The following is a 22,585-nucleotide window of genomic DNA, read 5'->3' as shown; positions in this document are numbered from 1 at the left end:
AGGCCGCAGCCAGGGCGTTCAGGGCCGCGCGCACGCTCTCGCCGACCAGCTCGAGCCGGTTCAGGTCCCGCACCGCGGCCACGATGTGCGTGGAGCCGGTGCGCTGGCTGCCGCCTGCCGCCACCAGTCCCAGCTCGCGCAGCCGCTCCAGCAGCAGGTCCAGCACCCGCTCCTCCATCCCGTGGGCGACGACACGGGAGCGGAACTCCGACAGCACGCTGTGGTCGAAGCCCGGATCCTCCAGCGTCAGCCGAGCGCGTACTTCCAGGACAGGTTCTCCCGGACCTCGTCCGCGGCCTGCCGGTCGGTGAGGTTCGTGGCCTTCTGCAGCACCGTTACCAGTGCGAGCCGGCCCGGCGACCAGCCCGGCTTGCCCGCCCGCCCGAACCCGTCGGCGAAGGCGGCGTCCGGGAACAGCTCGCCCAGCCGGTCGCGGACCTGCACCGCCAGCGGGCCTCCCGCCTGCCCGAGTACATCATCCGGACCGCCGCCACTATCTGCGGATCCGGCTGAGGCCAAGGCTGGGGCTGCACCGACACGACACGCTCCGATCCGAGAAGACCCACGAGTGATCACCAGCGCTCATGGTCCACCGCCTGCTCCTCGCGCTGCTACCCCTGGCGCACGGGCAGACCCACGACCGACTCCGCCAGTCATCACGACGCCCACCAACTCGGCGCCAAAGCACGGCAGTTGGAATTAACCACCAAGATCGCAGGGAGGTTGTGTCGCTTTACACGGTGGCGGAGTTCCAAGCGCCTGTGGCGTTGCGGCGACTCATCGTGTTCCTTTCCACCCTCAGGAGTATGGTCGACATCACATCAAGTGGAGCAGTCGGTCAACCGGGATGACAGGAGCCCTGCGCTCTCTCATCGGTTGACTCTACGAGGTATAGAGAGGTCCTGTAGGCCGCTTCCAGAGGGGTGGGCGGTCGGCCGATGGAGCGGCTGGCCCGTACCAGGGGCTCGCACGCGTTGGTCCGGGGAGCCCGGGTCGCCGGGTACCGTCTTCGGCGACGCCTGTGTCCCGGGGGCGCGCCACAGCCCTCGGACCGGCGAACCCGAAAACTGCGAACGGTGCAAGCACGCCCAGGTCCGGCGGGTCGACGCCGACGACATCCCCGAGAACCGCGTGGACACCACCTCAAGCGCCCCCCTCAGACCCGATTTCGGAGGCGCGCTCTATCTGAACTTTCCAGCCATCAGTGGCCGAATTTCCAGCACCACCAAGGTGAACACCCAGTTCTTTCATACCAGTTGACCGCCAGAGTGACGCAGATCACCAAAGCAGCAAGGTGTCCCCTGTCCACCTTCTATGATCTTGTCACCGTTTCTGATCTTTACCTGACGCATACCTTCACATTGACATCACGTGGGTGATGCCGATGAAGATGCGAGAGGTCGAAGAATCATGACGGTTCACAGACCCGCGCCACGACGGCGCGGGCGGCCTTGGCTTGGGGGGAACGTTCGCTGGACAGCGGGCGGTGTCGCCTTGGCCATGGCCATCACCCTCCTCGACGCCACAAGTTCCGTTGCAACAGCACCGCCTGAAGTCGCGGACGCGCCGAAGAAAGCGACAGCAACCCAGGCAGCTGACATTCCTTCTGCCCGTGTCGCGGCAAGGCTGTCCGGCAAGCGGGTTGAAGCGCTCTCGGAGCGCACCGAGACGTCGACGACGTGGGCGAACAAGGACGGCAGCCTCACCACCGAGTTCGCGGCCGGGCCGGTCCGTTTCGAGCGGGACGGCAAGTGGGTCGACGTCGATGTGGAACTGCGTGAATCCGGCTCAGGTGTGGAGCCGGTCGCGCACCCAGAGGGGCTGCGGCTGGCCGGCAAGACCGGAAAGCCCGCCGCTTCCCTGCAGGCCGCGCGTGAGGCCAAGGCCACCGACCTGGTGACGCTCGGCGAGGGTGACCAGCAGATCACCCTGCAGTGGAAGGGCGGGCTGCCGCAGCCGAAGCTCGACGGGACGCGAGCGGAGTACGTCAACGCCGTTCCCGGCGCGGACGTGGTCGTCGAGGCCACCCGGACCGGCTTCGAGCAGTTCGTCGAGATCAAGCAACGCCCCAACGAGGGCGGCTACTCCTACACGCTGCCGCTGAAGACCAAGGGGCTGAAGGCGAAGCAACTGGCCGACGGCAGCGTGCTGTTCACCGACAGGAAAAACAAGAAGCGGGCCGTCATGCCCGCGCCGGTGATGTGGGACGCCACCGTTGACGAGCGGTCCGGCGAGCACACCCGCAAGGCCGAGGTCGGCCTGAAAGTGGTGCAGAAAGGTTCCTCCGTCGACCTGGTGGTCACACCGGATGCGGAGTTCCTCACCGACCCGGAGACGACATACCCGGTCACCGTCGACCCCTCCACCTCTTCGCTGAGCAACGTCTTCGACACCTATGTCCAGCAGGGCGAGACCGTCGACTGGTCCACCGACACCGAGCTGGACTGGGGCCACCCGGGCACCTTCAACGCCAACGGCACGCCCCGCTACGCGCGCTCCTTCATCACCTGGAACACCACGCCGATCCAGGACGCGCTGATCCTGGATGCCAAGCTGTCCCTGTGGAACTTCCACTCCGGCAACACCGACTGCGCCCCGGCCACCTGGACGGTGTGGGAGACCGGAGCACCGTCCACCTCCTCACGGTGGACGAGCCAGCCCGCCTGGATCCAGCAGTACGCCAGCTCCACCGAGACCAAGGGCAACCCCGCCTGCACCGCCGACGGCTGGATCAACGCGGACGTGACCGACCTGGTCCAGGTGTGGGCGTCGGCGAAGAACACCAGCTCCTACATGGGTCTGCGCGCCCCGTCGGCCTCCGTCAGCCAGTGGAAGCGCGTCAACTCCGCCAACGCCGCCTCCAACCCGCCCAAGCTGGTGGTGAACTACAACTACCGGCCACGCACCGGCACCAAGCAGGAGGCCGGCCCGCCGTACTTCTCCTACAGCGGCGCCTACACGGTGAACACCACTACGCCGACGCTGCGGGACACCTTCGTCGACGCCAACGGTGACCAGGTCAACGGCACTTTCCAGATCTACGACAACGCCACCAACACCCAGGTCGGCGACGTTATCGTCTCCAAGTACGTGCCCTCCGGTCAGGTCGCCTCGGTGACCGTCCCCGCCGGGGTGCTGGCCAACGGCAAGACGTACAAGTTCCGTACCAGCCCGTACGACGGCACGCACTACAACACCGGCTGGTCGGCCTGGAAGACCTTCACGGTCGACACCAGTGCCCCCTCCGCCCCGACGAAGATCGTCTCCACGGACTATCCGTCGGGTTCCTGGGTCAAGGGCGCGGGCCAGGCGGGCACCTTCACCGTCACCCCGCCCGCCGCGGACCACAACTGGCTGGAGTGGTCGCTGGACGGCGTGACCTGGACCAAGGTCTCCACCGGCGGCTCCACCGCCGACAAGGCCCTCTCCATCACCCCGCTCAAGGACGGCACCCACACCCTGCAGGTGCGCTCGGTGGACAAGGCGGACAACAAGTCCGAGGCGATCGAGTACACCTTCCACGCCGGGCCCGGCGGCTTCGTCCAGCCTGCCGACGGAGAGCGCACCGCACGCCGCCTGTCCCTGGTCGCCGAGGCCGACGCGGGCAAGTACGACAGCGTCTCCTTCTCCTGGCGCCGCTCCGAGGCCGACGACTGGGTGGCCATTCCGGTGGGTGACGTCACGGCCGATGGCAATGCTGTCACCGCTTGGCCCGTGGCGCTGACCAACGGCAAGAACGCGCCGCTGGTGTGGAACGCCACGAGCACCGTCGACCCCGACGGCTCGGTGCAGCTCAAAGCCGACTTCACCGGCCCGAACGGCGCCTCGGGCAGCACCGAGCCGCTGGCCGTCGTCGTCGACCGCAACGCCGACGGCGCTGCGGTTCGGCTGATCGGTCCGGGATCCGTCAACCTGCTCACCGGGAACTACACGCTGTCGGAGAACGACACGTCCTTCTACGACATGACCGTGACGCGCACCCACTCCTCGCGCAGCGCCGACGCGGCGGCCGACCAGGACGGCCAGATAGCGATCTTCGGTCCGGAGTGGGTGTCCGGGGCCGTCGCCGAGACGAGCGGTTCCGCATACGCCTATGTGCGCAAGACCTCCGACACCGCCGTCGACATCGTGACGAGTGACGGAGACGCCGTCCACTTCACCGCCAACGCCGGGCAGACCGGATGGGTACCCGAGCCCGGTGCCGAAGGACTTGTCCTGGAAGGCAGTGTGAGCGGGACGTTCACGCTCACCGACGCGGAGGGGGCCGTGACGGCCTTCTCGAAGCTCGACTCGTCGGCGACGACGTGGCAGGTCTCGTCCACCCAGCTGGACGGCCGGGACGACTCCACGACGACCCTCACGTCCGAGACCGTGACCGTGGACGGCAAGCAGCTGGCCCGCCCGAAGCGGATCATCGCCCCGACCTCCGCGGTATCGGCGGCGACATGCGCCGCGACACCGACCACCAAGGGCTGCCGGGTACTGGAATTCGTCTACGCGACCTCCACCACGGCCACGGCCGACACGTTCGGCGACTACACGGGCCGGGTCAAGGAGATCCAGCTGTACGGAACCGGCAAGGGCGCCACGTCCTCCACCGCCCGCGCCGTGGCCACCTACCGCTACGACGCCGACGGCCGCCTGCGCCAGCAGTGGAACCCGCGCCTGGCGCAGAGCACCCAGACGCAATACGCGTACGACAGCACCGGGCGCGTCACGACGTACCAGTCCGGCACCGACCAGCCTTGGACCCTCACCTACGGCAAGGCGGGCTCCGCCGACACCGCGGGTGAGGGCATGCTGCTGTCGGCCTCCCGCCCCACCCTCCAGCAGGGGACCAGCTCCACGGTCGACGGCAACGCGGTCACCAACGTCGTCTACGACGTTCCGCTGAGCGGCACCAACGCCCCCCACCCGATGGGCGCGGCAGACGTGAAGGCATGGGGACAGACCGATGTCCCGACCGACGCGACCGCCGTCTTTCCCCCTGACAGCGAGCCATCGGGCCACGCCGGGAGCGCCCTGACGGCCACTGATTACACCCGCGCGGCCATCACCTACCTGGGCGCCTCCGGCCGCCAGGTCGACACGGCGGTGCCGGGCGGCCACATCAGCGTGACCGAGTACGACCGCTTCGGGAACGTGGTCCGCGAACTGTCCGCCGCCAACCGGGCTCTCGCCCTGGGGACCACCGACAGCGACAAGGCCGCCCGGGCCGACCTCGGCATCGGCGCGCTGACGACCGCCGAACGCGCGCTCCTGCTGTCGACCACCTCCGTCTACAGCGACGACGGTGCGCGCAAACTGGAGGAGTCCGGGCCGCTGAACCGCGTGGATCTCACCGCAGATCTGAAGTCCGGTACGACGACCCTGGCAACCGCCGGCGCTCCGGTGACTGCCCGCGCATGGACGGTCAACGAGTACGACACCGGCCGTCCCACCGACGGCTCCGCAACCGCCAAGGACCAGCTCACCAAGACCACCGTCGGCGTGCAGGTCCGCGAACACCCGTCCGTCCACGGCGAAACCCGCGTCACCCAGACCGTCTACGACTGGGCGAAGGGCCTGCCGACGAAGACGATCCAGGACCCCGGTGGCCTGGCGGTGACCAACACCACCGAGTACGACGCCCAAGGACGGGTGGTCAAGCAGCTCGACCCCGGCGCCACGGGCACCGACGCCGCGACCCATGTGACCACCTACTGGTCGGCGGACGGCACCGGCACCTGCCAGGGCCGCCCCGAGTGGGCCGACCTGGTCTGCTCCGTCGGCCCGGCCGGTGACATCACCGGCGGCGGCAGCAACCCGGCGCAACTTCCCACCACCACCTACGAGTACGACTCCTGGGGCAACACGACCAAGACCGCCGACACCGCGAACGGCGTCACCCGCACCACCACCACGACGTACGACTCGGCGGGCCGCCCGACCACCGTCACGGTGACCGGCGGCACCGGCCAGACCGTACCGACCACCACCATCGGCTACGACAGCGCCACCGGCCGGGCTGTCACCCGCAGCTCACCGACGGCCGGGACGATCACGAAGGCATACGACACCCTCGGCCGCGAGATCTCCTACACCGACGCCGACGACGGCACCACCACGACCGAGTACGACAAGCTCGACCGGCCCGTGAAGATCACCGACAGCGTCCCGTCCACCATCACCTTCACCTACGACCACAGCCTCGAACCACGCGGCCTGGCCACCTCCGCCACCGACTCCATCGCGGGCACCTTCCGCACGACCTACAATGCCAACGCCACCGTGAGCAGCGAGAAGCTGCCGGGCGGCTACACCCTCGCACAGAAGGAGGACACCACCGGCTCCGCCGTGTCGCGCACCTACGCACGTGACAGCGACGGGGTGCTGATCCTGTCCGACGCCGTGACCGAGTCGGTCCACGGCCAGGCCACCACGCACTCCGGCTGGTCCGACCAGACCTACCGGCACGACGCGATCGGCCGTCTGACCACGGTCGAGGACACCACGGACACGGTCTGCACGCGCCGTACCTACGCCTTCGGCGCCCGCAGCGTCCGCACCGGCCTGACCACCGCCTCCGCCGCACCGGGCACCGACTGCCCGACCAGCGGCGGCAGCACCGAGACGCACACCTACGACAGCGCCGACCGCCTCGTGGACAGCGGTTACGTCTACGACACCTTCGGCCGCACCACCAGCAGCCCGGACCACGGAACCATCAGCTACTACACCAACGACCTCGCATACCAGCAGACGGCGGGCGGCCAGCGCCAGACCTGGCAACTCGACGCCGCACAGCGCTTCCGGTCCTGGACTACCGAGTCCAACAGCTCCGGCAGCTGGACCCAGACCGCGTCCAAGCTCAACCACTTCGACAGCGACGCGGACAGCCCCCGCTGGACCGTCGAGGACACCAGCACCGGCGCCCTGACCCGCTACGTCAACGCCGCCACCGGAGACATCACGGCCACCACCGGCAAGACCGGCGATGTCGTCCTCCAACTGACCAACCTCCATGGCGACGTCGCCCTGCAACTCCCGCTGAACGCCGGTGAGGCTCCCCTCGCGTTCGACTCGGACGAGTACGGAAACCCACGCACCGGGCAGACCGCCACGCGCTACGGCTGGCTCGGCGGCAAGCAGCGGCCCACCGACACCCCGACCGGTCTCGTCCTCATGGGTGTTCGCCTCTACGACCCGGCACTGGGCCGCTTCCTTCAGACGGACCCCATCGCGGGCGGCTCGGCCAACGCCTACGACTACTCCAACCAGGATCCGTGCAACGCCTCCGACACCACTGGAGCGGCCCCGAACTGCGGCAGCCGCAAGACGAGGTACGGCTACGGCATGCGGATCGTCGTCAGCCGGCGCGGCGGCGGCATCGCGAAGAACGGATACCGGTACATCGGCTACTACATCAACATCCAGGTGATGGGATTCGCGAACCGCTACCTGGCCAAGAACGCAACCTACGGCGAGACCTGGGGAGTCAGGCCCGGCAAGCGAGGAAAGCTCGTCAAACTACAGGCCAAGGGCTCCTGGAAGAACCCGCTCAAGCTCCAATGGGCCGTGCACTACAACGTCCAGGTCAAACCGGGCACCATCGTCTGGACATACGGCGCCGTGGCCGTCTTCGGCTGGAACGGCTATGTGGCCGACATGGTGTCATCGTGCAGGGCGAGATGACCTGACACACCCCGACCGCATAGAAACGCGGCGCACCCGACTCCGGGTGCGCCGCACCGGCCCATCGACACACCCCTCACCAAGGCTGAACACATGAAGAAACCCATGGCCGATATCGCGGCCGCAGCGCTCGGCCAAGAACCGCACACTCCGGGCGGTGAGATTCCGGATACGCGCCCGCTGGACCTCGCCGAGGGCCCCGTCGCCGCCGACGTCTGGACCGACGGTGACCTCGGGTTCGTCCTCCTTCTCCACCGCAGGGACGACGGGTTCGTTGCCAGCGAGGTGTACTACTCCCTCAAGGGAGAAGACCACCGTTGGACGGACGCGCAACACCTCTCCGGAGAGATCGTCGGCTTCGACCTGGAGAACCCGTCCGCGGCCGAGGACATCCTGTCCGGCGCCTCGCTGGTAGTGCTCTCGGAATCCGAATCCAGAGTCTTCACCGGCCACGGCGACGATGAGGACGGGGACGAACTCATCCGTCTGTACGAACTTCTGGTGAGCGAGGCTGTCGGTTCCCTGCGGATCGAGAAATCCGGACCGGGAGCGGAGCCCGAGTCGACGGTATTCCAGAAGAACGTGACATCACGCGTAGCCATCGTGGCCGTTCGGCCTGGTGAGCGCCTGCGGGTTGTCCCGAGGGAACGGAGCAGTTCGACGTCATCGACCACGCGTGAAGGTTTGGACCTGTTCCCCTCGAATCCATAAGCAACCCAGAGGAACCGGAGACCATCTCGCCCGGCGGCAGCGGCAGCGGCAGCGGCAGCGGGCCGTGATCCCACGCGAACGGTGATGTGAGGTTCTGGGAAAGGGGGTTGGCTGTCTACGCGGTGGCCAGCCTTCCTTTCGTAGCTATTCAGCGGGGTTGAGCGGTTCGGTCAGGCCGCTGTCGTGTCGGGGGTGAGTGCGTGCGGGATCCACGCCCCGGTGGTGAAGAGGCGCTGGAGTGCGTCGTAGCGGCTGATGCCCCACTTGGCCGCGGTCGACAGGTACGACTGGACGATGGCGAAGTCGGCCAGTCCTTGGAGGGTTCGCCAGCAGTCTCCGGAGGAGCGTTGCTGGACCTTCGCGGGTCTGATGTCGTGCTCCGCCTGGTTGTTGGTGAAGGGGACAGCAAGGTCGGTGCTGAAGCGGAGGATGACCTCGCGGTGCTCCTCGAAACGTTTGGCCAGGGTGCGGGCATGCCGGGCAAGTTCGGTGTTCTTGCTCCGGTTGTCCTGGCGGGAGCGGGCCAGTGCTCCGGTGTAGAGCCGGTGGATGGTGCGCAGTTCCTCGCCGGTGAGCTCCTCGCGCCCGGTGTCCCGGGCGGCGGACGCGAGACGGCTGGCCTCCAGCAGAGCGTCGGCCATGGCGCGGGCCCACAACTGGCCCTGTTCGTCGGCCTCATGGATGCCGCGCAGGTCACGCAGCAAATGGGCGCCGCACCAGGCGTGCAGCACATGGCCGAGGTGGGCGTAGCCGGCATATCCGTCACGGACCAGGACGCCGCTCAGGTGCGGCAGCACGTCTCCGGCGTCGATGGCGTGCGCCGAGCGGTTGCCCGTGTGCATCAGGGTGAGGTGTGCGATGGAGGCCACGTGCAGGAAGACGGTCCTGGCCTGGGTGCGGGTGAAGGTCTCATCGGCGTGCACCACGGGCGCGCCGCAGAGCAGGGCGCGGACCACGGGCAGGAAACCGGCCTCCAGCAGGCGGGCGGCCCTGCCGCGCAGGGAGGCGGCGAAGCCGGTGGAGACCTTCATCCCGCACAGCTCCATCACCAGCAGGGTCGAGCGGTGCACCGGGATGTAGTGGCCCAGGACCGCGTCGGCGACCTTCGTGGTGATGCCGGGACCGTACTGGACGGCCGATTCCACCCCGGCCGGGAAGGCGCCCATCGCCTTCTTTCCGCACCCGGGGCAGCACTTGACGTCGACGTCGTACTCGGTGACCTGCGGCGGGGGCGGAACGGCCAGATCGAAGACCTGACGGCGACGCACTACGGACACGGGCACCTCGATCAGCGAGGACCCACAGCCCCCGCAGCCCGTCGGGGCCGGAACGATGTACCGCTCGTCGGGATCCTCGACCTGCCGCAAGGTGGTGCCCGGATCGCCCGGCTGCTTGCCCGGCCTGAGTCCCGAGCGGGTGCGAGAGGACCCACCACGAGGTCGCTTGCCCGGCCCGTCCGACGACGGTGGCTTCGAGGAGGTCGAGGAGTCCTTCGACAACCGCAGCACCAGCGCCGGCACCTGCGTGGTCAGCTCAGCGACCTGGATCAGCAGCTGATCGATCCGCTCATCCTTCGCGGCTTCCCGGCTCCGTGCAGCCGCCAACTCGCCGCGTACCGCGGCCAACTCGGCGAAGAGGTCCGTCACGGACCAGTCGGGATCCCCCACCCGGACACCCTAGCGATCACGCCCGCCGACCAGCGAACCAGCCGCACCTGCTGAATAGCTACCTCTGCAGGGGCGGTGAACACGAAAACGGTGCCCGCCTGGCGGGCGTGAGGCAGAGGCCGGCGCCCGTTGACAGGTCTTCCTGCCCCGGCCGCTCACCCGCCCGCGTTCCGGGCCCACGTGGTATGCCCGCAGCGGTTCGCCGACGGACGTCCTGATCGAACAGGCCGGCGGCTTCTTCGAGATGCTGAAGTTGCAGGAAGACCGGGACTGATGCAGACCTGGAGGTGGTTGGCATTCCGTCCCGGCGGCAGGGGGAAGCCGCCGGGACGGTCCCCGCTTCGGTGTCCTGCGCCGTCGTGAACCGGGATTGGTGCGATGTCTCGCACCCGCAGTGCTCTCCTCGAGCGTCCGCCTCACCATCAGATCGCGGGCGACCCGACTACGGGGGACTGGGCATTCGAAGGCTGAAATGCCTCCATGTACGCGGACTCGGCCCAGCTCATAAGCATTGTCTTCCCAACGTGCGCTCACCTCCGGGGCCACGTCCTTAAGCGTTCGCGTGATGTGTTCCCTGCATTGACGGGCGTTTGTCGCCGTGCGCGCGATGTTCATTGCGTGGATGCAGCGACGCTGCACGTGTTCATGGATGACGGGGCCCTCGCGCCGCCGATGCCTTCAGTGATCTCCTCGCCAAGGCGTACATCCTCGACGACGGCCATCCGATGCAGGCGGCTCCCGCGCGCGCGTACGCTGGCCGTGCCGCAGGCGTGACCACCTCCTCCGCCCGGCCAACCCTCAAGGACTTGATGTGAGTACGTCGTTCCCCTTCCTGCAGGACTGGATGGAAAACACGCCGCAGGACCACCCGCTGGTCGACCTGATCGCCGAGGCCACCGGGAACACCCCCGCGGACAGCTCCGCCTTGGTAGTCGTCACGGCCTTCGAGAACATCATCGAGGCCCTGGAGAAGGCGAAACCCGAGCGTCGTGGCGGTGTACGCAGGGACTTCCGCAAGGCCCGCACCTTCGACGACCTGATGATCCCGCGAGCGGAGATGGTTGCCGGCGCCAAGCTCGCGCGCGCCGGGGTCCCCTTCGACTTCGGCCAGCGCAACGGGGCCACCGATCCGGACCTGATGCTGCGCGACATGAACCTCGCCATCGAGGTCAAGGCCCGCCGTCTGGGCGGCCTGCACGACCTGCAAGACGAACTCCAGGCCGCCCTCGCCGACGTCACCCCGCCGGTCCACGTACGCCTCATGCCCGACTCCCAGCCGCTCACCATCAAGTCCGCGACACGGGCCGAGGTGGTCGCGGAGACACTCCAGCGGGTACGCAGCAGGGACCTGGGCTCCCAGACCAAAGTCATAGACCAGCCCTGGTCGGCTCGCACACGTCTCCTACTCAACATCGGGATCTACCAGGGCGACTATCTGTCGAACGGTTCGCTGGTCACCGTCGCCAGCGGCTTCTGGGGCGCAGAGCCGGGTCCTCACTTGATTGATGTGGAGGGCGAGGTGCTGGCCGCCCTGGAAGACGAGCAGAAGGTCCGGCAGGCCAACACCAGGCCCACCATCCTCCTCTTCGACGCCGCCCGCACCGGCATGGCGTGGATTCGCTCCGAGTTGGTCTGGGCACAGCGTCTGGCGATGCGGCTGCCCGACACCACCCCGTTCGTGGGCGCGGCCGTGATGACACCGAAGCTCGACGACCCCGACGTAGGCATCTCCCTGGGGGTGCGCGAGAACCTGTCCGACCAGGACCGCGCCGCTGTGGACGACCTGGCCCACCGCCTCGGACTCACCGGAGTATGAGGTAGGCCGGACACCGGTGCCGTACCCGGCGGCGGCAGCGCCACGGGCAGGCGGCGGAGCCGGTCCTCGTCAGTCGAGCCGATCGGTGTGGTGTAGCGGCAGTGAGTACCAGCCCGCGAAACTCGTGGCCACCGGCGACTCCCGTACGTGGTCACCGGGGCTCTGCGCAACATCGCCCTGGAATGGCGTTACTTTCCCCCCGCCCCGCCTACCGGCCCTGCGCGGCTGACCACGTCGCCCCGCGTCCTCGCACACATGCCCGGACGCAGAACCTCGGTAGTGTCCTGGTCACGTCCACGTCAGGCGGCGCGCTCCACTGTGCACTCCTGGATCCAGCGGGCGAGGACGCTCAGGGTGGCCAGGTGCTCCAGCGCCTCCTGCTCGGACCAGGACACATCGTCCTCATGAGCGGCGACGTTCCGGATCGCCAGGAAGGCTCCTGCCGCGAGGTACTTCGTCCCCTCTTGACGGGCCCGCCAGGTGGGAGTGTTGCGGTCACCGGAGAAGCGCAGGCGCGGCTTCCCTGCGACCGGGTCCTTTGTGTCGAAGGTCTGCATGCACAGATCTGTCTCGCCGATGTCGTGGCGGCCGAGCTTCTGCTGCAGGCGGCGGTTCACCGTCCGGGCAGCGGCGAGGACGGCGTCCTGACGGGCCTCTGCGCCCCAGAGCGGGGCGGCTGGCTCCCACACCCAGGGATGGAGCTGGTCGGCGGGCAGCGTGGGGGCGTCCGGCACCAGCCGAGTCGCCCACTCGTCCATGTCGGCCAGGATCCCCAGGCCGCGGTGGACTTCGTTGCGCGCCATGGCATCGCCCGCCAGCTGATTGAGGTTGATCCTGTCGGCGAGCTGCGGGTCCAGGAGCCGCAGGATCTGCTTGACCGTGGGCTCCGCCCGGTGCAGCTGCTCGTACAGCTTCGGATCACCTACATAATCGGCGGTCGCCCGTGTACTGGCCGCGTACCGTTTGGCCAGGTCGTCGAACGCCTCAAGCTGCTGCTGCATCCACTCTCGATCCACGAACGCATCGTAGAGGGAGGGGCTGACAACGGATCCGGCGTGCCCTCCCGGCCTTCGTCACTTGCCCATCCGTCGCCTCCGCGCACTGGGGCGCGGGTTGCGGTAATTGCCTCTCGCCCGAGGGCCGCCCACTTCTAGGGTGGGGCAATGGCACGTTCATGGACTCGGCTGCACGAGCATCTCGGCTACCTCCCCGGACCTCTCACGTACGACATGGTCGACACCGCCGTAGCGGACAAGCCTTCCGAAAGCGACGACCTCGACTGGAAAGAGGTGCTGCCGAGCTTCGCGCCGAAACCGGGTATCTGGAACGAGTTCGCCAAGGACGTCGCCGCCATGGCCAACACCCGGGGCGGGCTGCTCGTCTACGGCGTCAGCGACCAGATCAACCTGGTCGGCGTCGACTTGGCGGCTGCCGACAAGAAGCAGATGCTCAGCGCCGTACGCAACGGCATCCAGCCCTACATCTCCGGCGTCAGCTTCCTGCGGCTGCGGCATCCGGGCAAAAGCGGGCCGTACGTGCTGGTCGTGGACGTCCCGCCCAGCGGGACGGCTCCCCACTTCCAGTACGGGTGGGAGCAGAAGGACAAGGACCGGGTCACCTTCAACGCCCCGTACCGGATCAACGACGAGACCTTCTACATGACCGAGCATCAGGTCGCCCGCGCCTACCAGGAGCGGTTCACCCGCCAGACGGCGGCCGACGCGCTCCTTCAGACACGCCTGGCGGAGCTGACGGAGACTGTTCTGGCCGAGTCCAAGGATGCGGCCTGGCTGGTGGTGGTAGCGCAGCCCGTCCGTCCCGCACCGCGCTTGGTTCCCGTGCCGACGCGCCTGCAGGCGCAGGAGGTGCTGGGCCGGGCAGTGAAGACGGCCGGCCGGCTCAAGGACGCCTTCTCCGGGCAGACCGTCATCGCAAACGCGCTGAAAAACGACATGCAGGTCGGCCTGCGCCGGTGGATCGACAGCACCTTCCTCGTCCCGGAACGGCGCGAGGATCTCCGGAGCGTCATGGTCGAACTGCGCCACGACGGCACCGCGACCGCCAGCGTCGACCTCACCCACGGCCTGCGCCGCAGCGCCGGAAGCAGCGTCACCCCGCTGAACACCGTAGTCCTGGACAACGCCGTCATCGAAGCCGTCGCTCTGGCAGACGCCTTCCGATCGTTCCGCACTCCCGACAGCCCGGTCGACATCGTCGCCTCCATCGCCAAGGACAACGCCGACGACCGGCTGGTACCCGTCCACAAGCGCTACGACGACACCCGGGTGATCCCGAACACACGGCGCCCGCTACGGCTGCCGGCCTCCACACAGCTGCCCCCACAGGCTGACGACGCCGTACTGCGCGATGGTGCTCACGAGCTCAGCACCGGGCTGCTCCACCGCCGGCCCGGGACACGGCAGGTTCTCCACACCCGCCCAGCGTGGTGTGGTTTTTGAGATGCACTGCAGGAAATAGGGCTAGATGCGCCTTCCCCTCCTGCCGGGAGGGGTGTGAGCGTGGTGACACGGAGGGGGACAGACATGAGCGCAAACGGTTCGGACGAGGAGTGGATGGACCTGGCGGACGCGATCACCCTGCTGCGGGATCAGATCGCCGAGGCCCAGGACCGGATCGCCGCCCCCGCGGGCCGGGGCGACCAGGGGGTGCGGTTCACGCTGGGGGAGATCACGCTGGACCTCGGTCTAGAGCTGACCGGCACCAAGGGCGTCAACGGCGGGCTGCGCTGGAGCGTGATCAGCCTGGGCGGGAAGAAGGAGAGCAGCCGCAAGGCCACCCACACGGTGACCGTGAAACTCACCCCCCACCGGCCCGGTGGCGGGGACATCGACGTCAGCGACGAGGAATAGCACGGTCCGTCACCAGGCACACCGCACATGACAGGACAAGGAGCAGGGGGCTGCTGTGGAGTTCGACCGCCGGGTACAGATCCGGATACACCGCCTCAGGAACGGCGAGAAGAGCACGGGCTTCGGAACGGGCTACCTCATCGCGCCGCGTCTGGTGCTGACCGCCGCCCACGTCCTGGACGACATGGACCCAGCTGGTGGCCCGGGCACGGTGACGGTGTGCCCGCCTGATGCCGGCGAGCAGCAGTTCCGTGCGATCGTGCGCTGGCAGCGCACGGACCCGGTCGTGGACGCCGCGCTGATCGAGGTCGCCGACGGCCAAGGCTGGCAGGTCCCGCCCTCCCTGCGTGACCTGCTGACCCGGCCGCCCCAGCGCTACGGTCTGCTCATCGGCACCCGGACCCACCCGGTCACCGCGACAGGCTTCCCCCGCCTGCAGAAAGACGCCGGGGATGGCCGGCGCCTGGACGAGCAGCTGACCGGCTCGATCGCCCCGGGCACCGGCGCCCTCGCCGGCCGCTACGAGATCACCAGCACCACCCCCACCCCCGGCACCGGATCACCAAACGGCAGCAGGTGGGCGGGCATGTCAGGGGCCGCCGTCCTGGCCGACGACGGCTACGGCGGCGACCTGCTGTGCGGCGTCGTGCGCAGCGACCGCCGCGCCGACGGCGGCACCCGCCTGACCGTCACCCCCGCCGCCCACCTCCTCGCCGACACCGACTTCCGCGCCCTCATCACAGAGCACACCGGCTGGGAACCTGTCCTGGAACCTGTCGAACCCGCCGCCCTGCTCACCTCCGCTGCAGTCGACCGCACCTTCCGCTCGCCGGCCGCGCTCCTGCGCGCCAACACCGAAGCCGTCTCCTTCTACGGCCGCGACAGCGAGCTGGCCGACCTGCGCGCCTGGTGCGAGAACGGACCGCCCGCCATCTCGGTACAGGTGCTGACCGGGCCCGGCGGGCAGGGCAAGACCCGCCTCGCCCGCCGTCTCACCGACACCCTCGGCTGGCAGGGTTGGGTCACCGGACACCTGCGTTCCGACCTCACCGACGAGCCAGCCCTCGACGCTGCTCCGCCCGACTTCACGACCCTAACCACCGCCTTGCCCCTGCTCCTGGTCATCGACTACGCCGAGACCCGCCCCCGCCTGCTATGGCGTCTGATCACCTACCTGTACCGCTCACGTCACCGGGTGCGTCTGCTGCTGCTCGCCCGCTCCGACGGCCCATGGCGCCGCTCCCGCGAGGCCGTTCCCGATGTGCGGGACCTTCTCGAAGATGCCCCGGTCGTCCCGCTCGCCCCGCTCATCCCCACCAGCAGGCCCGCCGGGGAACGGCAAAGTGCCTTCCAAAGCGCCCTCGGTGACTTCGCCCGGCTGCTGCCTGGTGTACCCACCCTGCCCATGCATGACTGGCAGTCCCTCGCCACCACACTCCGGCCGCCCGAGGACCTTAGCCACTCCCGCTACGACAACGTCCTCACTCTGCAGACGACTGCACTGGTCACACTCCTGCAGCACGGCCCTCGCCCCGTTGACGCGCCCCCCGGTACCCCGCCGGAGCGCACCCTCCTCAAACACGAAGAGCGCTTCTGGGAGGCCAGCGCGAAGACCTCCGCCTACAAGCTCAACAACCTGCCGCTCCCCACCCTGGACGCTGCCGTGGCGGTGGCCGCCCTGTGCGGGGCCAGCACCCAGGACGAGGCCCTGCAGGTCATCGCCACCTTGCCCGACCTGCCCGGTCACCAGGCAGAGCGCACCGCCGCGTGGCTCGCCTCTCTGTACCCGGCCGACGGCGACCGCTACTGGGGCTCCCTCCAACCCGACCGCATCGCCGAATACCACGCCTCCCATACCCTCGCCACCAGCAGTATCCCACTGCCCGCACTCCTTGCCGCAGGCTCCCCCGGGCAGCAGGCCCAGACCATCACCGTCCTTGCCCGCGCCGCCATCGCCCACCACAACGCTAACCGCATCACCGACAGCGAACGCCTTCTCCATGTCATCGACAGTGCCCTAGACGGCGCCCCCCTTGCACGCGAGGCTCTCCGGACTGCCACAACCGCACTTCCCGGTTCCACCCACATCATCGCCTCCTTCGCTCTGCGACTCGCCACCGCTCTCACTCGGGCCGACCGGCAACTGGCGACGGACGACTCCGCCTATCAACCCGACCTCGCCGCTTCGCTGACCGTTTACGGCGCCCGGCTGTCGGAGGTGGGGCGCAGGGGCGAGGCGCTGGACGCCAGCGACGAGGCGGTAGAGATCTACCGTCGGCTCGCGGCGGACAACCCAGCCGTATTCGAACCCGCCCTCGCCGATTCGCTGGCCAACCACGGCATCGATCTCTCGCGAGCAGAGCGCAGGGATGAGGCACTGACCGCCACCGAGGAAGCAGTAGAGATCTACCGGCGACTCGCGGCGGACAACCCGGCCGCCTTCGAACCCGCCCTCGCCCGAACGCTGTCCAACCTCTGCGGTGATCTATCCGGCATAGGGCGATGGGATGAGGCGCTGGACGCCAGCGAAGAGGCGGTGGAGATCCGGCGTCGGCTCGCGGCGGACAACCCAGCCGTATTCGAACCCGACCTCGCCCACTCCCTGGCCAACCACGGCATCGATCTCTCGCAAGCAGAGCGCAGGGACGAGGCACTGACCGCCACCGAGGAAGCAGTAGAGATCTACCGGCGACTCGCCACTCATAACCCGGCCGCCTTCGAACCCGACCTCGCCCGAACGCTGTCCAACCTCTGCACTGTTCTATCCGACGCGGCTGAGGCGCTGGCCGCCACCGAGGAGGCGGTTGAGATCTACCGTCGACTCGCGGCGGTCAATGCTGATAGCCCAGTCGTCTTCGAACCCGACCTCGCTGCTTCGCTGGCCAATCATGGCACCCGGCTGTCGCGAGCAGGGCGCGTGGATGAGGCGCTGGCCGCCACCGAGGAGGCGGTGGAGATCTACCGTCGACTCGCCGCCGATAACCCGGTTACTTTCGAACCTGCCCTCGCACAGTCACTGACCCTTCGTAGCAATCGGCTGTCGGAGGTGGGGCGCAGGGATGAGGCGCTGGACGCCAGCGAAGAGGCGGTGGAGATCCGGCGTCGGCTCGCGGCGGACAACCCGGCCGCATTCGAACCCGACCTCGCCCACTCCCTGCACATCCACGGCATCGATCTCTCGCAAGCAGAGCGCAGGGACGAGGCACTGACCGCCACCGAGGAGGCGGTAGAGATCTACCGGCGACTCGCCGCTCATAACCCGGCCGCCTTCGAACCCGACCTCGCACGATCATTGTTCGTCCTGGCTGCGCACTTGGCGATGAGGGGAGATCTCCCCGCGGCATTGTCCGCTACGGGGGAGGCTGTGGAGTTCAATCGCAAACACATTCGCAAGACTCTTCCGCAACTGCACACCGTGCTCGGCCTGCAGGCGCAGTTGCTCGACGAGCTCGGGCGTCATCAGGAGGCAGAGCAAGTCCGGCGCTGGCTCAGAGAGAATCCGCTACCGCCCGATTCTCACAATTGACCAGATGCGAGAGTTCTGAGAACGACCCGGAGTCGATCACGAATCCGCAGGTCGCCATTCGCAGAAGTCCTCTCAAATCCAAGTTGTTGTGCGAGACGGTTCTGACAGACTGCCTGCGTGGATCTGACGCCCTGTCAGATTCCGTAGTCAATCTGCACTGATGTCCGAAGTCCTCTGCACGCGCGTCGGCTGAGGTCGGCGACGGTCGCGCTCGTCCGAACTTCCCGTGCACTCGACTACGAACGCGCTGGTCACCCGTGCAGACGACTTCGGACATTGACAACCGCGGCCCTGCTCGCCCGCCGGTCCGGCGTCGGCATCCCTCAGGCGATCCTCACCGGCGCGGGCACCGCAGCCACCAGTCTGGGCATCTACTTCGCCGCAGTCGCCGCCTACAAGTGATCACGTCCGTACCGGCACCCCATGTACACAGACCGGTACTACTCCCGCCAGCCCACAACGGCGCGTGCAGACGACTCCGGACATCCGTGCACACGACTCCAGACACTGACAGGAGGGCGGCGGCCGAGGAGGAACTGGACCAGGCGGAGCTCCTTCACCTGGTCGTGCACGAGTACGGGCACGCCCTCGTCGGTCGGCTCCGTGCGGCGGCCAGTACCCGGCCGCCCAAGACGATCCGCCCCAAGGCACCGGAGGAGGTGGCGGCCATCTGGGCGTACGAGGCCGCCGACGAGTTCCGGTGCGACCTGTTCTCCAACGCGCTTGTGGGCCAGTGCATCACCGTGACGCCCAGCAGCGGTGGCGAGCCCCGGCGGTTCACCCTGGCCGATCTTCTTGGCGAGGGCTACCGCGATGCTTTCGCCGGTCTGCTCGATGACGTGCACCCTGGCTGGGCCGACCTGGTCCACGCCTACCGGACGCACCAGGTCGGCCTTGACGAGATGTACGAGAGCTTGCTCTTCGGCACCGGCGCGATGCTCAAGCTCATCGCGCACGCCGACGCCGTGGAGCACGCTGGCGGGAACGCGCCGCTGCTCACCGGTTACGCGGATCATCCTGCAGTCCAGAGGCTTCTGGGCCCTGTGTGGACGCCGATTCGCGAGGTGCTGGATACGACGCCCACCCTGCTGTCCCCGGCTGACTTCGCGGCCGTGGACCGGGCTATCCAGGACTGTGGCCGGCACATCGTCGCCATGTGGGCGTCGCTCGGGGTCCCCGGGCATCTGACGGAGGACGATCAGCTGTACGTCTCCGTGAGCTGAACTGCCCCTCAACTACAGGTCCAGGCCGACGCACGCACCGGGACGTCCCGATGCTGCTGTACCGGGCTGGATACCGAGCTGCGGTCTTACGCCGCAGTGCCCGTCTCGATGCGGAGAGATTCCCCACCGGCCAGGCGCATTTCCACATCTGCAGGCTGGAGCGACGCCGCCGGCGCGGCGAGGCGGAGAGCGGCGTCGGCGAGGACCGTGACGACCCGGGTGGCCAACTCCTGGGGTTCGAGTCCGTTGTCAGTTCCACGGGGGATAGACAGCCACACCCGGCAGTCGTTGCCCGCCACGACCTGCACCGGACCATCCGGGACGCAGAGGATGCCGCCGCTGGCGAGTGCCTGGACAGCCGTGGCGTGCAGTTCGGCGGTGTCCTTCTTGTCGACCTCACGGGCGGCCATGTAGATCGCGTGGGCCAGTTCACCGGCGGCCTGGTCGACTGCGCCGACGTCGATACGGAAGGGCCCCAGGGAAACGGTGTCGGTGGTCGGGTCATAGCCGAAGCCCCAGAAGGCGCGCGCGACGTCACGCGGCGCCTCACCGGCCTTGATTCGCTCCTTCTGCGGGCCGCGCCCCTTCCCGCGGGACCAATCCTCGAAGTGAGTCAGACCGTCACGCATGTGCTTGATGCCGGGCAGCGCAGTCTCGAACCGCTCCCGCGCCTGCTCCAAGGCCTGCACGGCCGCCGGGTCGACGCCGAGTTCATCCAGGGCGAGCTGCTGCAGCTTCTCCGCCGTGAGCAGCTGGCACAGGGCGACACACAGCTGTCGCGCGTCGATCTGCCGGGAGTCGACCCAGCCGAGCATTCCGCCGTCGGCGCGCATCCGCCGGACCGCGAGCATGGCGGCGCTCTTCCACCACTGCGCCTCCGATACTGCGATCGCATACGGGTGGTCCGCCGGTGACCAGTCATCGGCCGCGGTGTCGCTCATAGCGAGCATCATCACCGTTCAGGAGACCAGTGTGCTGGGTATTTTCCGCAACTGTCGACGGCAGCAGGCGGGCGGTCGCCGAGGCCGGAACGCGCTGTCGGTGGCGTGCCTCACAATGGCGGTGCACGAACGATCCACGACTGGAGACAGCGATGGCACGTAGCGGCTTCAAGATCAACAGGCAGGGCATCCGGAAGATGATGAACGAGATCCAGCGGGAGATGGACAAGCACCCGGTCAAGGCCCGGGTGGAGTCCGACACCTCGGGTCTGTCCCTCGGCTCCGGCAGCATCCTGGGTGGCGGCAACATCTTCAACGGTCCCGTGATCCACGGCGACCTCAACAATGCTCAGCTGGCGTGGGGCAACACCTCGGTCGACCAGACCCAGCACACCGAGGGCCAGCAGATCGCCCCCGGGTTCGAGGCCATCGCCCAAGCAGTCGTCGACGCCCTGCGGCAACTGCCCACCATGGGCGTCTCCGAGGAAGACATCGAAGACGCCGCAGCCGCTGGCGAGGAAGTCCTCAACGAGGTGGTGCAGACGGAACCGGACCGCGGAAAGATCCGCCGTGCCGTGGCTGCGCTGAAGGGCTACTTCGCCCCCATCGCGACCGGAGCCATTGCCGCCGGCGCCGCGGCAGGCTCGGAGGACGCCGCCCGCGCGGTCATCGAAAACCTCAGCACCGCCCTCTAAGACCCGTTGCCGAGCGTGAGCTGCCCGACCACGTCACAAAGGGGCTCACCAAGGCCACGGGGATGGACCCGGTCGCAAGGCACCCGGTTCCGTGGGTCTGAGCCTTTGATGTTCAGCTCCGAGGAGAAGGCCCGTCTCATACGCTGTGACTCAGATGCGGAGGCGCAGAGATCCAGTCTCAGCGTGTCTGTGGTCGCCACGGCGAGCGCGTTGCAGACCTGTGGACTGGGCCCGAGGTCACCGGCGACTCGCTGACCGGTATGTTGTCGTCGACCAAGGGTGCCGCGTACCTCGTGGTGACGCTGCTGGTCCAGGACCACACAGCCGATGCTGTGCACGCCGGAGAAACAGGCGCGGCTGGACGCGAACGCGACCGCGCCGTAAAGCCTGACCGGCATCGCGTTCAGCCACCGGCACGGCGTGGTCCTCGCCGACCTGCCCCATCACCGGATCGTGTGCCAGCTGGGACAACGGAGGTCGCGGCGTACGTCCTGCCGTGATGCGCGCCGCCTGCCGGTCGGCCCTGGCCGGTCACAGCGTCCGGGGCGGGAGCGTCTAAGTCACTGAAAGATGTGGCGGGCCGGGCCCGGGTGAGGGAGAGAAGGGCAGTCGTGAAGCGTGCGGGAACAGGTGAGGCGGCTGAGGACGTGACGGCGGCCGTGGGCGGCGACCGGGCGGCTTTGGAGCGGGTGGTCCGTGCGGTGCAGCCGGAAGTGTTCCGGCTGGCCGTGCGGTTCTTCGGTGATCCTCGTGATGCCGAGGACGCGGCTCAGGAGGCGCTGATCCAGGTGGTCACCCGGCTGGACCGGTTCCGGGCCGAGAGCACCTTCTCCACCTGGGTGTACCGGGTGGCGACCAACAAGTTTCTGTCCATCGCCCGTACTCGGGGCGAGCGGCAGGCACTGAGCTTCACCGATTTCGAAGCCGAGCTCTCCCGCCTGCCGCAGTCCCCTCCGGCGACACCGCATCCTGACGTCGAGGAGCAGCTGCTGATCGAGGAGGTCAAGGTCGGCTGCACGCTCGCGATGCTGCTCTGCCTGGATCGTGAGCACCGGATGACCTACATCCTCGGCGAGATCATGGAACTGGACCATGCGACCGCGGCGGAGATTCTCGGCATCACGCCGGCCGCGTACCGCAAGCGTCTGCAGCGTGCCCGGGAGCGGATCACCCACCTGATGCGTGCTCGGTGCGGGCTGTTCGACAAGGCCAACGCCTGCCGCTGCCGGAAGCGGGTGAACACAGCGGTCGGCAGCGGCTGCGTGGACCCCCATGACCTCGTGTTCGCCACCTCGGCGCAGCAGGCCCGGGAGTTTCCCGAAGTACTCACTGAGATCCGCCGCCTGGAGCACGCCGAACGCGCCGGTGCGATCTACCGCTCGCACCCGGAGGCACGCTCCCACGTCGACCTGGGCGGCTTTGTCGACAGCTTGTTCCCCGCCTGACACACCCACGCCGGTTC

The 22,585-nt window shown here is 68.2% G+C and carries 14 protein-coding genes and 1 pseudogene; 10 read left to right on the top strand and 5 right to left on the bottom strand.

Annotated elements, in window-relative coordinates; genetic code table 11:
* Positions 1–217, bottom strand: a pseudogene (locus ACWD3C_RS44405) (IS1182 family transposase); the annotation flags it as partial.
* Positions 218–246: 29 nt separating this feature from the next.
* Complete coding sequence (locus ACWD3C_RS44400; RefSeq protein ID WP_451153792.1) at positions 247–444, bottom strand: transposase; 198 nt, start codon at positions 442–444, stop codon at positions 247–249.
* 1,056 nt (positions 445–1,500) lie between these two features.
* Here ACWD3C_RS44400 and ACWD3C_RS44395 point away from each other — a divergent pair.
* Positions 1,501–7,674, top strand: a complete 6,174-nt coding sequence (locus ACWD3C_RS44395; RefSeq protein ID WP_451153790.1) for a DNRLRE domain-containing protein — start codon at positions 1,501–1,503, stop codon at positions 7,672–7,674.
* Positions 7,675–7,767: 93 nt separating this feature from the next.
* Positions 7,768–8,385, top strand: coding sequence for a hypothetical protein (locus tag ACWD3C_RS44390; RefSeq protein WP_451153788.1), 618 nt, complete (start codon positions 7,768–7,770; stop codon positions 8,383–8,385).
* A gap of 170 nt (positions 8,386–8,555) precedes the next feature.
* On the opposite strand, the gene tnpC is transcribed toward ACWD3C_RS44390, so the two are convergent.
* Positions 8,556–10,052: an IS66 family transposase gene (gene tnpC / locus ACWD3C_RS44385; RefSeq protein WP_451153786.1), complete on the bottom strand. Its 1,497-nt coding sequence runs from the start codon at positions 10,050–10,052 to the stop codon at positions 8,556–8,558.
* A gap of 811 nt (positions 10,053–10,863) precedes the next feature.
* Here tnpC and ACWD3C_RS44380 point away from each other — a divergent pair.
* On the top strand, positions 10,864–11,868 hold the full coding sequence (locus ACWD3C_RS44380; protein ID WP_451153784.1) for a hypothetical protein: 1,005 nt from the start codon (positions 10,864–10,866) through the stop codon (positions 11,866–11,868).
* A gap of 299 nt (positions 11,869–12,167) precedes the next feature.
* Here ACWD3C_RS44380 and ACWD3C_RS44375 read toward each other — a convergent pair whose 3' ends face one another.
* The gene (locus ACWD3C_RS44375; RefSeq protein ID WP_451153782.1) at positions 12,168–12,884 is read right to left on the bottom strand and encodes a TIGR02391 family protein; all 717 of its coding nucleotides are present in this window, start codon (positions 12,882–12,884) and stop codon (positions 12,168–12,170) included.
* A 147-nt stretch (positions 12,885–13,031) separates the two neighbouring features.
* Here ACWD3C_RS44375 and ACWD3C_RS44370 point away from each other — a divergent pair, with 147 nt between their 5' ends.
* From ACWD3C_RS44370 to ACWD3C_RS44350, 5 genes are all read left to right on the top strand, one after another.
* Positions 13,032–14,327, top strand: a complete 1,296-nt coding sequence (locus ACWD3C_RS44370; RefSeq protein ID WP_451153780.1) for an AlbA family DNA-binding domain-containing protein — start codon at positions 13,032–13,034, stop codon at positions 14,325–14,327.
* Positions 14,328–14,411: 84 nt separating this feature from the next.
* A complete protein-coding gene (locus ACWD3C_RS44365) occupies positions 14,412–14,738 on the top strand; it encodes a trypco2 family protein (RefSeq protein WP_451153779.1) in 327 nt (108 codons plus the stop codon).
* 55 nt (positions 14,739–14,793) lie between these two features.
* Positions 14,794–18,264 (top strand): tetratricopeptide repeat protein, encoded by a 3,471-nt coding sequence (locus ACWD3C_RS44360; RefSeq protein ID WP_451153777.1) that lies wholly within the window; start codon positions 14,794–14,796, stop codon positions 18,262–18,264.
* A 276-nt stretch (positions 18,265–18,540) separates the two neighbouring features.
* Positions 18,541–18,666: a hypothetical protein gene (locus ACWD3C_RS44355; protein ID WP_451153775.1), complete on the top strand. Its 126-nt coding sequence runs from the start codon at positions 18,541–18,543 to the stop codon at positions 18,664–18,666.
* Positions 18,667–18,752: 86 nt separating this feature from the next.
* Entirely contained in the window at positions 18,753–19,487 is a 735-nt protein-coding gene (locus tag ACWD3C_RS44350; protein WP_451153773.1) for a hypothetical protein, read from the top strand.
* A gap of 86 nt (positions 19,488–19,573) precedes the next feature.
* On the opposite strand, the gene ACWD3C_RS44345 is transcribed toward ACWD3C_RS44350, so the two are convergent.
* Complete coding sequence (locus ACWD3C_RS44345; protein ID WP_451153771.1) at positions 19,574–20,428, bottom strand: hypothetical protein; 855 nt, start codon at positions 20,426–20,428, stop codon at positions 19,574–19,576.
* Between the two features lie 152 nt (positions 20,429–20,580).
* On the opposite strand from ACWD3C_RS44345, the gene ACWD3C_RS44340 reads away from it, so the two are divergent.
* Both ACWD3C_RS44340 and ACWD3C_RS44335 read left to right on the top strand, forming a co-directional pair.
* On the top strand, positions 20,581–21,123 hold the full coding sequence (locus ACWD3C_RS44340; protein WP_451153769.1) for a hypothetical protein: 543 nt from the start codon (positions 20,581–20,583) through the stop codon (positions 21,121–21,123).
* A gap of 611 nt (positions 21,124–21,734) precedes the next feature.
* Complete coding sequence (locus tag ACWD3C_RS44335) at positions 21,735–22,568, top strand: RNA polymerase sigma factor (protein ID WP_451153767.1); 834 nt, start codon at positions 21,735–21,737, stop codon at positions 22,566–22,568.
* The last annotated feature ends 17 nt before the right edge of the window (positions 22,569–22,585 follow it).

The sequence above is a fragment of the Streptomyces sp. NPDC002845 genome, assembly GCF_053591955.1.
The sequence above is the reverse complement of the archived record's forward strand: the minus strand, read 5'-3'. Positions and strand labels throughout refer to the sequence as shown.